The 14,478-nt window shown below is 55.3% G+C and carries 13 protein-coding genes; 2 read left to right on the top strand and 11 right to left on the bottom strand.

Translation table 11 applies throughout. The features are described from left to right. The first annotated feature begins 152 nt into the window (after positions 1-152). A complete protein-coding gene (gene argP / locus Electrica_RS03745) occupies positions 153-1,046 on the top strand; it encodes a DNA-binding transcriptional regulator ArgP (protein ID WP_004867418.1) in 894 nt (297 codons plus the stop codon). 52 nt (positions 1,047-1,098) lie between these two features. Here argP and Electrica_RS03740 read toward each other — a convergent pair whose 3' ends face one another. The 7 genes from Electrica_RS03740 to tkt form a co-directional block, all read right to left on the bottom strand. Continuing rightward, on the bottom strand, positions 1,099-1,860 hold the full coding sequence (locus Electrica_RS03740; protein WP_131048593.1) for an oxidative stress defense protein: 762 nt from the start codon (positions 1,858-1,860) through the stop codon (positions 1,099-1,101). A gap of 85 nt (positions 1,861-1,945) precedes the next feature. Further along, positions 1,946-2,587, bottom strand: coding sequence for an arginine exporter ArgO (gene argO / locus Electrica_RS03735; RefSeq protein WP_131048592.1), 642 nt, complete (start codon positions 2,585-2,587; stop codon positions 1,946-1,948). A 131-nt stretch (positions 2,588-2,718) separates the two neighbouring features. Beyond that, on the bottom strand, positions 2,719-3,576 hold the full coding sequence (gene mscS, locus Electrica_RS03730) for a small-conductance mechanosensitive channel MscS (RefSeq protein WP_100683402.1): 858 nt from the start codon (positions 3,574-3,576) through the stop codon (positions 2,719-2,721). A 188-nt stretch (positions 3,577-3,764) separates the two neighbouring features. Further along, entirely contained in the window at positions 3,765-4,844 is a 1,080-nt protein-coding gene (fbaA, locus tag Electrica_RS03725; RefSeq protein ID WP_100683403.1) for a class II fructose-bisphosphate aldolase, read from the bottom strand. A 97-nt stretch (positions 4,845-4,941) separates the two neighbouring features. Further along, positions 4,942-6,105 carry a phosphoglycerate kinase gene (gene pgk / locus Electrica_RS03720; protein ID WP_141963496.1) on the bottom strand — a complete coding sequence of 388 codons (1,164 nt, stop codon included), beginning with the start codon at positions 6,103-6,105 and terminating at the stop codon, positions 4,942-4,944. 77 nt (positions 6,106-6,182) lie between these two features. Then, a complete protein-coding gene (epd, locus tag Electrica_RS03715; RefSeq protein ID WP_100683405.1) occupies positions 6,183-7,202 on the bottom strand; it encodes an erythrose-4-phosphate dehydrogenase in 1,020 nt (339 codons plus the stop codon). Between the two features lie 330 nt (positions 7,203-7,532). Then, entirely contained in the window at positions 7,533-9,524 is a 1,992-nt protein-coding gene (gene tkt, locus Electrica_RS03710; RefSeq protein ID WP_141963494.1) for a transketolase, read from the bottom strand. 277 nt (positions 9,525-9,801) lie between these two features. Between tkt and loiP the strand changes: the two genes are divergently transcribed. Then, positions 9,802-10,560: a metalloprotease LoiP gene (gene loiP, locus Electrica_RS03705; protein ID WP_141963492.1), complete on the top strand. Its 759-nt coding sequence runs from the start codon at positions 9,802-9,804 to the stop codon at positions 10,558-10,560. Positions 10,561-10,618: 58 nt separating this feature from the next. Here loiP and speB read toward each other — a convergent pair whose 3' ends face one another. The 4 genes from speB to Electrica_RS29425 form a co-directional block, all read right to left on the bottom strand. Then, positions 10,619-11,539: an agmatinase gene (gene speB / locus Electrica_RS03700; RefSeq protein WP_100683422.1), complete on the bottom strand. Its 921-nt coding sequence runs from the start codon at positions 11,537-11,539 to the stop codon at positions 10,619-10,621. A gap of 230 nt (positions 11,540-11,769) precedes the next feature. Beyond that, a complete protein-coding gene (speA, locus tag Electrica_RS03695) occupies positions 11,770-13,746 on the bottom strand; it encodes a biosynthetic arginine decarboxylase (protein WP_100683423.1) in 1,977 nt (658 codons plus the stop codon). Positions 13,747-13,754: 8 nt separating this feature from the next. Continuing rightward, on the bottom strand, positions 13,755-13,871 hold the full coding sequence (yqgB, locus tag Electrica_RS03690; protein ID WP_117433773.1) for an acid stress response protein YqgB: 117 nt from the start codon (positions 13,869-13,871) through the stop codon (positions 13,755-13,757). Between the two features lie 85 nt (positions 13,872-13,956). Next, positions 13,957-14,031 (bottom strand): hypothetical protein, encoded by a 75-nt coding sequence (locus tag Electrica_RS29425; protein WP_418343590.1) that lies wholly within the window; start codon positions 14,029-14,031, stop codon positions 13,957-13,959. Positions 14,032-14,478: the final 447 nt, after the last annotated feature.

Here is a 14,478-nt window from a genome sequence, read left to right as displayed (position 1 = left end):
TGTGAATACCTGTGGCGCATTATAGAACACCGGGGGCGGAATTGTCCCTGCGGCACGGTCACACAACTGAACAGACCATTTTTCATCTTCATCAAAAGCGAATTTATGTCATAGTGCGAGTTAATGAAAAGTGATAGGGGTACGCCAGAATAATGAAACGACCGGACTACAGAACATTACAAGCGCTGGATGCGGTGATCAGAGAACGTGGGTTTGAGCGCGCCGCGCAGAAGCTATGCATTACACAGTCCGCCGTCTCTCAGCGTATAAAACAGCTGGAAAATATGTTCGGCCAGCCGCTGCTGGTCCGTACCGTGCCGCCGCGTCCGACCGAGCAAGGACAGAAACTGCTGGCTCTGCTGCGTCAGGTTGAACTGCTTGAAGAGGAGTGGCTGGGCGATGAACAGACCGGCTCCACGCCGCTGCTGCTGTCGCTGGCGGTCAACGCCGACAGTCTGGCGACCTGGCTTTTGCCCGCGCTGTCTAACGTCCTTTCCGACTCCCCTATCCGCCTCAATCTGCAGGTGGAAGATGAAACCCGAACTCAGGAACGCTTGCGCCGCGGCGAAGTGGTCGGCGCGGTGAGTATTCAGCCGCAGGCGCTGCCAAGCTGTCTGGTGGATCAACTCGGGGCGCTGGACTACCTGTTCGTCGCCTCGAAAGAGTTTGCGCAACGCTATTTCCCTAACGGCGTCACCCGCTCAGCGCTGCTGAAAGCGCCGGTTGTCGCTTTCGATCATCTGGATGATATGCATCAGGCGTTTTTACAGCAGAACTTCGATTTGCCGCCGGGCAGCGTCCCGTGCCATATCGTTAACTCTTCTGAAGCCTTTGTGCAGCTTGCGCGCCAGGGCACCACCTGCTGTATGATCCCGCATCTGCAGATTGAAAAAGAGCTCAACAGCGGCGAGCTTATCGACCTCACGCCGGGGCTGTTTCAGCGTCGGATGCTCTACTGGCACCGCTTCGCGCCGGAAAGCCGGATGATGCGTCGGGTCACCGATGCATTGATCGATTACGGCCACAAGGTGCTGCGCCAGGACTAAACGCCGGTGATAAAAAAGCCACTTCAGATGAAGTGGCTTTTTGTTTTATGGCTTACTGTGCCGCATCAGGCTGCTTAGCCGGCGCTGCGGGGGCCGCAGCGGGCTGAGCGGGCTGCAGTTCAAACACCACATCGACCTGATCGTCAAACTGAATGGTCGCCTGCTCGTAGGTTTCCTGCGCGGAAACCGGCGCCGCATCGGCCGCCTTCATCATGCGTACCATCGGGCTCGGCTGATAGTTCGACACATGGTAACGCACGCTATACACCGGTCCCAGCTTGCTGTGGAAGCCTGACGCCAGCTCTTGCGCCTGATGTACCGCGTCATCAATGGCCGCTTTACGCGCTTTATCTTTATAGGCATCCGGTTGCGCAACGCCCAGCGAAACAGAACGAACTTCATTCAGACCCGCTTTCAGCGCGCCATCCAGCAGGCCGTTCAGCTTGTCCAGTTGACGCAACGTCACTTCGACGGTGCGCACCGCGCGGTAGCCTTTCAGAATGCTTTTGCCATTCTGATAGTCGTAATCAGGCTGGGTACGCAGGTTTGCTGAGTTGATATCTTTTTTGGCGATGCCATTCTTTTCGAGGAAAGAGAGATACTGCGCCACGCGATCGTCGGCCTGTTTTTTCGCCGATGCGGCGTCTTTCGCGGCAACGTTCACTTCAATCGCCAGAGTGGCGATATCCGGTACAGCGGCGACGCTGGCGGTACCCGAGGTTACAATGTGTGGGCCATTCGGCAATTCATTTGCCTGTACTGCCACCGCACTCAATCCGATTGCTGCCGCGAGGGCCATGAGTTTTAACTTCACTGTCGTGTCTCCATCTTACATTGGGTCGCCCGTCTACGGACGCATGTCTGCAAGCTTAACGCGTCCGCAGCGAAAGTCCATCGGACTAAGCCTGGTAAAAAAGGGCCTGGACATGCTGGAGACCATCTTTCGCCAGCTGCAGCGCAATAAACCCCATCACCAGACCAACCAACACATTAATAATCCGCTGCGCTCGCGCAGTACGCAAGCGTGGCGCCAGCCACGCCGCCAGCAGCGCCAGGCCAAAGAACCACAGGAATGACGCGCTAATGGTGCCTAACGCAAACCAGCGCTTTGGCTCCACGGCCAGCTGTCCCCCCAGGCTGCCCAGCACGACGAAAGTGTCGAGATAGACATGCGGGTTAAGCCAGGTGACCGCCAGCATGGTGACGATAATTTTCCAGCGCCCCTGCTTCATGACTTCCGCGCTGGCCAGTTCCAGGTTGCTGCTCAACGCCGTTCTCAGAGCGCCAAAACCATACCATAGCAGAAAGGCCACGCCTCCCCAGGTGACCAGCGCCAGCAGCCACGGCGACTGCATCAGCAATGCGCTACCGCCAAAAATACCGGCGCAAATCAGCAACAGATCGCTCAAGGCGCACAGGAGCGCGATCATCAAATGATACTGCCGACGAATCCCCTGATTCATCACAAAAGCGTTTTGCGGGCCAAGCGGCAGGATCATCGCAGCGCCCAGCATAAGCCCCTGAAAATAATAAGATAGCATAATAAAAACCCTACTCTTTCGTCATAAGCGCAGACTATACAGAAGCGTTTTTATTAGAGGAAATGGAAAATATTTATTAACTATTAGCGATGCTAATAACAGGCCCGACAGGAGACGCCGGGCCGGGGAGATTACTCAGAAGGCTCTTTGAGACTTTTAACATTCACATCCATCTGCGGATAGGGAAAGTTGATACCGTTGGCATCAAAATCGCGCTTCACACGTTCCAGCACATCCCAGTAGACGTTTTGCAGATCGCTGCTTTTACTCCACACGCGTACCACAAAATTGATGGACGATGCGCCGAGTTCATTCAGACGGACAACCCTTTCACGATCTTTAAGGATGCGATCGTCGGATTCAATAATATCGGTGATCAGCTTCTTCACCAGCTCAATATCGGAGTCATACCCCACGCCAATGATAAGTTCATTACGGCGTGCCGGCTCGCGCGAGAAGTTAGTGATATTGCCTTCGATCACCTTCTTATTCGGGATGATGATGATTTTTCCGTCAGCCGTGCGCAGCGTAGTGGAGAAAATTTGCACGTTGAGCACCGTCCCCGCCGTGCCGCCAAGATCAACGTATTCCCCTGCGCGGAACGGACGGAAAGTCACCAGCAGCACACCGGAGGCAAGGTTCGCCAGCGAGCCTTGCAGCGCCAGGCCTACGGCTAAACCGGCGGCGCCGAGGACGGCGATCACCGATGCCGTCTGCACGCCTACGCGGCCTAATGCGGCAATCAGGGTGAACGCGACAACGGCATAGCGCACCAGGGCGGACAGAAAATCGGCAACGGTCGCATCAATCTTACGCGCCAGCATCAGTCGGTTCACCGTATTAGAGATGACCCGTGCCACAATCATACCGACGATAATAATCGCGATAGCGGCAACGATATTGACGGCATAGCTCAGCAGGACTTCCTGATTGCGCACCAGCCAGGAACTGGCGTTGTGTAGGCTATCGCCAACGTTCAACTCTTCCATTTAATCTTCCTTATGAATACCCGTAGGGGGAATAAAAAACCAAACCTGTACAGTGACAGGTTAACTAAGGGTAAACAATATGCCCGTGTTTTGCCAAGTTGATCACAGTTCACCGCGAGATATCGCGTTGTTCAACCATAAAAAAAGCCCGCTGTGCAGCGGGCTTTCGGGCAAGAAAAAGATTTTTCTTACAGAACGTCTACCGCGTTCAGCTCTTTAAATGCCTGCTCCAGACGAGTCACCATGGACGTCTGTGCAGCACGCAGCCATACGCGCGGATCGTAGTATTTCTTGTTCGGCTGGTCTTCGCCTTTCGGGTTGCCCAGCTGGCCCTGCAGGTAAGCTTCGTTGGTTTTGTAGTACTGCAGGATACCGTCCCAGGTTGCCCATTGGGTGTCGGTATCGATGTTCATTTTGATAACGCCGTAGCTTACGGAGTCTTTGATTTCCTGAGCGGAAGAACCGGAACCGCCGTGGAAAACGAAGTTCAGGCTGTTGTGCGGCAGGTTGTGTTTCTTAGAAACATATTCCTGAGAATCGCGCAGGATGGTCGGGGTCAGGACGACGTTACCCGGCTTGTACACGCCGTGTACGTTACCGAAGGAAGCGGCGATGGTGAAACGCGGGCTGATTTTGCTCAGCTCAGTGTACGCGTAATCAACGTCTTCCGGCTGAGTGTACAGGGCAGAAGCGTCCATGTGGCTGTTGTCCACGCCGTCTTCTTCGCCACCGGTGCAACCCAGTTCGATTTCCAGCGTCATGTCCATTTTGGCCATACGCGCCAGATATTTAGAGCAGATTTCGATGTTTTCGTGCAGGGACTCTTCAGACAGATCGATCATGTGAGAAGAGAACAGCGGTTTGCCGGTAGCAGCGAAGTGTTTTTCACCCGCGTCCAGCAGGCCGTCGATCCACGGCAGCAGTTTCTTCGCGCAGTGGTCGGTGTGCAGAATAACCGGCACGCCGTAGTGTTCAGCCATCTGATGAACGTGATGTGCGCCAGAGATAGCACCGAGGATTGCTGCGCCCTGAGGAACGTCAGTTTTCACGCCTTTGCCAGCGATAAACGCAGCGCCGCCGTTGGAGAACTGAACGATAACCGGAGCACGAACTTTTGCAGCAGCTTCCAGAACGGCGTTGATGGAGTCAGTACCCACACAGTTAACCGCCGGCAGAGCAAAGTTATTTTCTTTAGCTACCTGGAACACTTTCTGAACGTCGTCGCCAGTGATGACGCCCGGTTTTACGAAATCAAAAATTTTAGACATGTTACTTAATCCTGTATCTGTATCTTCGACCGTTGAAGAAGGTTCGCGAGCCTTTAAGCGCGCTGAAAAACAGGCGGGTTACCCCGCCTGAACTGAATTACTTCTTAGCGCGCTCTTCGAGCATGGCTACTGCTGGCAGAACTTTGCCTTCCACGAATTCGAGGAATGCGCCGCCGCCAGTGGAGATGTAGGAAATTTTGTCCGCAATGCCGAACAGGTCAATCGCGGCCAGGGTGTCACCGCCGCCGGCGATGGAGAAACCTTCGCTGTCAGCGATGGCGTTAGCCACGATTTCAGTCCCTTTGCGGAAGTTCGGGAATTCGAATACGCCGACCGGACCATTCCACAGAATAGTTTTCGCGTTTTTCAGGATTTCAGCCAGTTTCTGTGCGGAAACGTCGCCGAGGTCCAGGATCTGCTCGTCATCTTTGATGTCAGTAACAGATTTCAGCGTTGCGGTCGCTGTTTCGGAGAACTCAGTTGCCACGCGAACGTCGGTCGGAACCGGGATGTCGCAGGTGGTCAGCAGACGTTTCGCTTCGTCAACCAGGTCAGCTTCGTACAGGGATTTACCGACGTTGTGGCCCTGAGCGGCAACGAAGGTGTTGGCGATGCCGCCACCGACGATCAGCTGGTCAGCGATTTTAGACAGGGAATCCAGCACGGTCAGTTTAGTGGAAACTTTAGAACCACCCACGATAGCAACCATCGGACGAGCCGGCTCTTTCAGCGCTTTACCCAGCGCGTCCAGTTCAGCCGCCAGCAGCGGGCCTGCGCACGCAACATCGGCGAATTTACCGATACCGTGAGTGGAAGCCTGAGCGCGGTGTGCGGTACCGAAAGCGTCCATCACAAACACGTCGCACAGCGCCGCGTATTTCTTAGACAGCGCTTCGTCGTCTTTCTTCTCGCCTTTGTTGAAGCGAACGTTTTCCAGCACGACCAGTTCACCGGCAGCCACTTCAACGCCATCCAGGTAGTCTTTAACCAGACGTACCGGGTTAGACAGTTTGTCTTTCAGGTAATTAACAACCGGCAGCAGAGAGAATTCTTCGTTGTACTCGCCTTCGGTCGGACGACCCAGGTGAGAAGTAACCATCACTTTAGCACCCTGTTTCAGCGCCAGCTCAATGGTCGGCAGAGAAGCACGGATACGCGCGTCGCTGGTTACTTTCCCGTCTTTGACTGGTACGTTCAGATCGGCACGGATAAAAACGCGTTTACCAGCCAGATCCAGATCGGTCATCTTAATTACAGACATGGTGAATCCTCTCAATGATTCTTAAAGTTTTGCAGACGCCATGCGCTCCATCGCGAGCAATGTTGCGCAGGGATGTCTCACCTGAAACCAATAACGGCCATCGCTAACGTCGTGTCGAGCATCCGGTTAGCAAAGCCCCATTCATTATCACACCAGACCAATGTTTTGATCAGATGGGCACCACTGACCCGGGTTTGCGTGCCATCAACGATAGCGCTGTGCGGGTCGTGGTTGAAATCTATCGAGACCAACGGCAATTCCGTATAGTCAACTATACCATGAAATGCACCTTGTGCTGCTTTTTGCAGCAACTGGTTGACTTCGTTAGCCTTTACGGGTTTTTTCACCGTCACGCTAAGGTCAATTGCCGTCACATTAATCGTCGGTACGCGGACCGCAATCGCCTCGAAACGGTCGTTAAACTGCGGGAAAATTCGCGTGATCCCCGCAGAGAGTTTGGTATCAACCGGAATAATCGACTGGCTGGCCGCGCGCGTACGGCGCAGATCCGGATGATAAGCATCGATCACCTGTTGATCGTGCATGGCGGAGTGGATTGTCGTTACCGTTCCTGACTCGATGCCGTAGGCATCATCTAACAGTTTTATGACCGGGATAATGCAGTTGGTCGTGCAGGAGGCGTTAGAGACAATACGGTGCTCCGGGCGCAACTCATCATGGTTGACGCCAAATACAACGGTTGCGTCGAGATCGCTGCTGCCGGGGTGGGAAAAGAGCACTTTCTTCGCCCCTGCCCGAATATGGGCTTCGCCGTGTTCGCGGCTGCCGTATACGCCGGTACAATCGAGAACAATATCAACCGCCAGCTCCCGCCAGGGCAACGCCTCAATCGAAGGTTCGTGCAGCAGACGTATGGCATCATCGCCGACGTAAAGCTGCTCTCTCTCCTGGCGAACATCCCAGGCAAAGCGCCCATGACTGGTGTCATATTTCAACAAATGCGCGATGCCCGCCGCATCCGCCAGCTCGTTGATTGCCACCACGGTGATTTCCGCACGACGCCCGGATTCATATAAAGCGCGAACCACGTTGCGTCCTATGCGACCGAAGCCATTAATCGCGATGCGTATGGTCATAGGTCTCCTGCAAGGTTGTCCCTGATTTGAGATGGCTGACAGAGTAATCCAGCAACGCCCGAAGGGAAACCTTACCCGTCGCAAACTGCGACTGATTGATTAATTGTCGAACATTTAAACGACTGAAACGCTTCAGCTAGAATAAGCGAAACGAGGAATAAAAGGAATGTCTGTCCAGCGGAAGAAGTGAGTTATCTGACATAAATCACATTTTGGTTGGAATAATACGCAATCTGTCGGCGGCTATCGGGAATAACGGGGCGAAAAAAAGCCGGGCGTTTATCCCGGCTTGTTCTGCGGTTATCGCCCGGATAACCGGGCAGATAACGACTACAGCAGCGCTTTCGCTTTAGCGACCACGTTGTCAACGGTGAAGCCGAACTCTTCGAACAGCAGCTCTGCCGGCGCAGACTCACCGAAGGTGGTCATGCCAACAATAGCGCCGTTCAGGCCGACGTATTTGAACCAGTAGTCGGCGATGCCGGCTTCGATGGCCACGCGAGCAGAGACCGCTTTCGGCAGTACGGATTCGCGGTACGCCGCATCCTGCTTGTCGAACGCGTCGGTGGACGGCATGGAGACCACGCGCGCCTTCACGCCTTCGGCAGTCAGTTTATCCCACGCGGCAACCGCCAGTTCAACTTCAGAACCGGTGGCGATGAAGATAAGCTCTGGCTGACCTGCGCACTCTTTCAGCACATAGCCACCGCGAGCGATGTCTTTCAGCTGCTGTTCGCTACGATCCTGCTGCGCCAGGTTCTGGCGGGAGAGGATCAGCGCGGTCGGGCCGTCGTGACGCTCAACGCCATATTTCCACGCCACCGCCGATTCCACCTGGTCACACGGACGCCATGTGGACATGTTCGGGGTCACGCGCAGGGAAGCCACCTGCTCTACCGGCTGGTGAGTCGGGCCATCTTCGCCCAGACCGATAGAGTCGTGGGTGTAGACCATCACCTGACGCTGTTTCATCAGCGCCGCCATACGCACCGCGTTACGGGCATATTCCACGAACATCAGGAAGGTGGATGTGTACGGCAGGAAACCACCGTGCAGAGAGATCCCGTTGGCGATCGCGGTCATGCCGAATTCACGCACGCCGTAATGGATATAGTTACCGGCGATGTCTTCGTTAATCGCTTTCGAACCAGACCAGAGAGTCAGGTTGGACGGCGCCAGGTCAGCGGAACCACCGAGGAATTCTGGCAGCAGCGGGCCAAACGCTTCAATCGCATTCTGCGACGCTTTACGGCTGGCGATTTTCGCCGGGTTAGCCTGCAGCTTAGCGATAAATTCACTGGCTTTGGCGTCGAAGTCAGCCGGCATTTCGCCCTTCATACGACGGGTGAATTCAGCCGCTTCCTGCGGGAAGGCTTTGGCATAAGCCGCGAACTTCTCGTTCCAGGCCGCTTCTTTCGCCTGACCGGCTTCTTTGGCATCCCACTGCGCATAGATGTCAGACGGGATTTCGAAGGCCGGATGTTTCCAGCCCAGCGCTTCGCGGGTCAGCGCGATTTCTGCATCACCCAGCGGTGCGCCGTGAGAGTCGTGAGTACCGGCTTTGTTCGGCGAACCGAAACCGATGATGGTTTTGCACATCAGCAGGGACGGTTTGTCGGTAACCGCACGCGCTTCTTCTACCGCGCGTTTGATGGCGTCAGCGTCGTGACCGTCAACGCCGCGCACCACGTGCCAGCCGTAGGCTTCGAAACGCTTCGCGGTGTCGTCGGTGAACCAGCCTTCTACATGACCGTCGATGGAGATACCGTTATCATCATAGAACGCCACCAGTTTACCCAGTTTCAGGGTACCGGCCAGGGAGCAGACCTCGTGAGAGATCCCTTCCATCATGCAGCCGTCGCCCATAAAGGCGTAGGTGAAGTGGTCGACGATATCGTGGCCCGGACGGTTGAACTGCGCAGCCAGCGTTTTTTCCGCGATAGCCATGCCCACGGCGTTAGCAATCCCCTGGCCCAACGGGCCGGTGGTGGTTTCAACGCCAGCGGTGTAGCCCACTTCCGGGTGGCCCGGAGTCTTAGAGTGCAGTTGACGGAAGTTTTTCAGCTCTTCGATCGGCAGATCATAACCGGTGAGGTGCAGCAGGCTATAAATCAGCATCGAGCCGTGGCCGTTGGACAGCACAAAGCGGTCGCGGTCGGCCCAGGCCGGATTCTGCGGGTTATGGTTCATGAAATCACGCCACAGGACTTCGGCAATGTCAGCCATACCCATCGGGGCACCCGGGTGGCCGGATTTGGCTTTCTGTACAGCATCCATGCTCAGCGCACGAATAGCGTTAGCAAGCTCTTTACGTGAGGACATTTTGACTCCAGTTCGGACTGTTGAAGGCCATACCCTTAACGACTTGACGAGAGCGCGTTTTGGGCTACGCCAGAAAAAAGTGTCAACAATGTAACCCAAGCGAGAAAGCATGTACATGGAGCATCCTTTTGTGGTTTAAGAAATCTCCGGAACACGTTGTGCTGCCACGGAATCCTCTCGCCCGCGTCACACAATAGTCTTTATAATTTGTACAGGATGCGACAACCTTATTGTTGCCTTTTTCAGTCAGAAAATCGTACGAGTGTGGAAGATAAAAATGAAAATTCGCTCAACTATTCTTGCCCTTGGGATCGCAGCAACGCTCACCGGATGCCAGAACATGGACTCCAACGCCCTTCTCAGTTCGGGCGCTGAAGCTTTTCAGGCTTACTCCCTGAGCGACGCCCAGGTTAAAAGCTTAAGTGACCAGGCTTGCAAAGAGATGGACAGCAAAGCCACAATTTCGCCCGCCAGCAGCGAATACAGCAAGCGCCTGAGCAAAATCGCCGCCGCGCTGGGCGACAATATCAACGGTCAGCCGGTGAATTACAAAGTGTATGAAACCAAGGACGTCAACGCGTTCGCAATGGCTAACGGCTGCATCCGCGTCTATAGCGGCCTGATGGACATCATGGACGATAACGAAGTTGAAGCAGTGATCGGCCATGAGATGGGCCACGTCGCCCTCGGCCACGTGAAGAAAGGTATGCAGGTCGCGCTCGGTACCAACGCCGTTCGCGCCGCCGCCGCTTCGGCGGGCGGCATCGTCGGCAGCCTGTCGCAATCTCAGCTTGGCGATCTGGGCGAAAAACTGGTGAACTCGCAGTTCTCCCAGCGCCAGGAGTCCGAAGCGGACGACTACTCCTACGATCTGCTGCGTAAACGCGGGATTAACCCGGTGGGGCTGGCCACCAGCTTCGAGAAACTGGCTAAGCTGGAAGCCGGTCGCCAAAGCTCAATGTTTGACGATCACCCGGCCTCCGAAGCGCGTGCCCAGCATATCCGCGATCGCATGAAGGCAGACGGCATTAAGTAAGAAGCACGAATGAACGCTGCTGCGCATGCGTCGCGCAGCAGCAGTGAGCGCGTAGGGTTTATTCGCCTTTTTTCGCCGCCTGAATGTAGAGCATTTCCAGTGCCAGGGTCGCCGCCGCCAGCGCGGTGATCTCGGACTGATCGTAAGACGGAGCCACTTCAACCACGTCCATACCGACGATGTTCAGATCCTTCAGACCGCGTACCAGCTTAATCGCGCGATCGGAGGTCAGCCCGCCGATCACCGGCGTACCGGTCCCCGGCGCAAACGCCGGATCCAGCGCATCGATATCGAAAGTCAGGTACACCGGCATATCGCCAACGATCTGTTTCACCTGAGCGATGATGTCATCCACGGAACGATCGTTCACCTGGCAGGCATCCAGTACGGTAAAACCGTTATCTTTGTCGAACTCAGTACGAATACCGATCTGCACAGAGTGGTTCGGATCGATCAGGCCTTCATTCGGCGCGGTAAAGAACATGGTGCCGTGGTCAAATTCGCAGCCGTTGGCGTAGGTGTCGGTATGGGCATCGAAGTGCACCAGCGCCATTTTGCCAAAGTGCTTCGCATGAGCGCGCAGCAGTGGCAGGGTCACAAAGTGGTCGCCGCCGAAGGAGAGCATACGCTTCCCGGCCGCCAGCAGTCTTTCCGCATGCGCCTGCAGTTTTTCGCTCATTTCGCGCGCATCACCGAAGGCGTAAACCAGGTCGCCGCAGTCAACCACGTTCAGACGCTCGCGCATATCGAAGTTCCACGGGAAGCGGTTATGTTCCCACGCGAGGTTGGTGGAGACCTGACGAATCGCCGCCGGGCCATGACGGCCGCCCGCGCGCCCGGAGGTCGCCATATCAAAAGGCACGCCGGTAATCACCCAATCCGCATCGCTGTCGTACGGCTGGAAGTTCAACGGCAGACGCAGAAAACCAAACGCGTTAGATACCAGGGAATTATCGTATTGATGACCTAAAGTGCTCATGTCCTGACCTCTTTTACAGTCGATACATTAAAAACAGATGAAAAAAAATCCCCTCCGCGTCGTTAGGCCCGACGAGGAAGGGATTGATTCGTAAATTGCTTATTGGAGCGAATTATCGCCGTTAATTCATACGGGTTCAAGTGAGTATAGCATTCTGCCGGATGGCGACTTCGCCTTATCCGGCCTACATTCATAGGCCCGATAAGCGCAGCGCCACCGGGCAACAACGGTTACTCGTCTTCCAGATAAGTATATCCGTACAGCCCCGCTTCAAACTCTTCGAGGAACTGCTGTTGCAGCGCGTCGTCGAGGCCGGAGTTTTTCACCTGATCGCGGAACTGGGTCAACAGCGTGTTCGGATCGAGCTGCACATATTGCAGCATATCCGCCACGGTATCCCCTTCGTCGGAAAGCTCAACCTCCACGCTGCCGTCAGGGAAGACGAATACGTCCACCGCTTCGGTATCGCCGAACAGGTTGTGCATGTTGCCGAGGATCTCCTGATAGGCGCCAACCATAAAGAAGCCCAGCATCGGCGGGTTTTCAGGATCGTATTCCGGCATCGGCATGGTGGTGGCAATCCCGTCGCCATCCACGTAATGGTCAATCGCGCCATCGGAGTCGCAGGTGATATCCAGCAGCACCGCGCGGCGTTCAGGCACCATGTTCAACCCTTCCAGCGGCATCACCGGGAACAGCTGATCGATACCCCATGCATCCGGCATCGACTGGAACAGCGAGAAGTTGACGTAAATCTTATCCGCCATTCGTTCCTGCAGTTCGTCGATAATCGGACGATGCGCGCGGTTGCTCGGATCGAGCTGCTTCTGGACTTCATGGCACATGTTCAGATACAGCTGTTCCGCCCAGGCGCGCTCCTGAAGATTGAAGGTACCGGACGAGTAGCCGATATGAATATCATGCAGGTCCATCTGGCTGTCGTGCAGCCATTCGCGCAACGAGCGGCGGTTGCCGGTCTCGTGCATCTCCTGCCAGGTTTCCCACATACTTTGCAGCGGACGCGCCGCGTCTTGCGCAGGCGGGGTCGCTTCGGTGTATTCGTTGCGCTCAACGCCGATGATGTTGGAGACCAGCACGGTGTGGTGTGCGGTGACCGCGCGACCCGACTCGGTAATCACCGTCGGATGCGGTAGGCCATTCTCTTCACAGGCATCGCCAATCGCCCAGATAATGTTGTTGGCGTATTCGTTCAGGCCGTAGTTTACCGAGCAGTCAGACTGCGAGCGCGTCCCTTCGTAGTCCACGCCCAGACCGCCGCCGACGTCGAAGCACTGAATATTGACGCCCAGTTTATGCAGCTCGACGTAGAAACGCGCCGATTCGCGCACGCCGGTGGCGATATCACGAATATTGGCCATCTGCGAGCCGAGGTGGAAATGCAGCAGTTGCAGGCTGTCCAGGTGCCCCGCCGCGCGCAGAATCTCAACCAGTTGCAGAACCTGGGTTGCCGCGAGGCCGAACTTCGATTTTTCACCGCCGGAAGACTGCCATTTACCGGAGCCCTGCGAGGCCAGACGCGCACGCACGCCCAGGCGCGGAACGACATTCAGGCGCTCGGCTTCTTCCAGCACAATCGCGATTTCCGACATTTTTTCGATGACCAGATAGACCTTGTGGCCCATCTTTTCGCCGACCAGCGCCAGACGGATATACTCGCGGTCTTTATAGCCGTTACAGACGATCACGCTGCGGGTCATACCGGCATGCGCCAGTACCGCCATCAGCTCCGCCTTGGAGCCTGCTTCCAGACCCAGCGGTTCACCGGAATGGATCAACGACTCAATCACGCGGCGATGCTGGTTAACCTTGATCGGATAGACCAGGAAGTAATCGCCGTTGTAGCCATAGGACTCACGCGCGCGTTTAAACGCGGCGTTAATCGAGCGCAGGCGATGTTGCAGGATCTGCGGGAAGCAGAACAGTGCCGGCAGGCGCTGCCCCTGCGCTTCGCGTGCTTTCACCAACTCTGCAAGGTCAACGCGCGCTTCCGGGACGTCGGGATCCGGGCAAACGCTGATATGGCCCAGTTCGTTAACGTCGTAGTAGTTATTACCCCACCAGGCAATATTGTAAGTACGTAGCATTTTGCTGGCTTCCTGGGAGCTCATCGCAACCTCCTGCATGGAACGTAGTACACCGTGTTCGCCTGCTGACGAAGGCGAAACTGAAGACATGTCGTCAGACATAGCGAACCTCAAATTGTAATATTGACTACTATCGCAGTCCGAAGACGCGATAACAACCCATGAACAGTGCTAAACCCCAGCAGATAGTGCTGGCTTTGCGACTGCGCGACCGGTTTCTTATTCATATCATAGTAAAACACATACCCGAACTTAGTATGACAGTCCGGAGAAACCACGAGAAAACCCTTGCGACAGCAAGAGCGCCCTTGTTCAGTTTTCAGATAGCCTGCCGGCTCTGGAATCCTGAGAAGCGCCGAGACGGGTAGAACATCGGCTGATTTGCATGAAAGAGATGCAGATTGCGGGATAGCGACGCGCGACGGAACGACGCGACGAGTCGGATGAAAAACGTGGGTTCATTATCTGATATCACCTCCACACTACCCCGAAACGGGCCAGCGACAAGCCAAAGCTAGACATACCGCAGTAAGGCGCTAAACACCGCTGCGGATTTCTGTAAAAACAGACTGCTTAACCCGGCTGGAAGTGGCGACACGAGATGGGCTTCGTGCGCTTTTTTTTAATGAGCCGCGCGCGGCGTTTTATACCGATAAGCCGGCTAAAATGCAAAATAAAAATGGGCGAGTTGCCGCGAATGGCAGGAAAAATTGCCACCCTCTATTTTTCAACAATGCGACCTGCATCAAAAAAGGCTGGAAATGGGATTAAGATTCGACCTAGAATAGCCATCCAGAAGTTAATCCGTCTATACTGATTAACACTCAGACTGCT

Origin of the sequence: Klebsiella electrica (genome assembly GCF_006711645.1) — a bacterium.
Classification (GTDB): domain Bacteria; phylum Pseudomonadota; class Gammaproteobacteria; order Enterobacterales; family Enterobacteriaceae; genus Klebsiella; species Klebsiella electrica.
The sequence above is the reverse complement of the archived record's forward strand: the minus strand, read 5'-3'. Positions and strand labels throughout refer to the sequence as shown.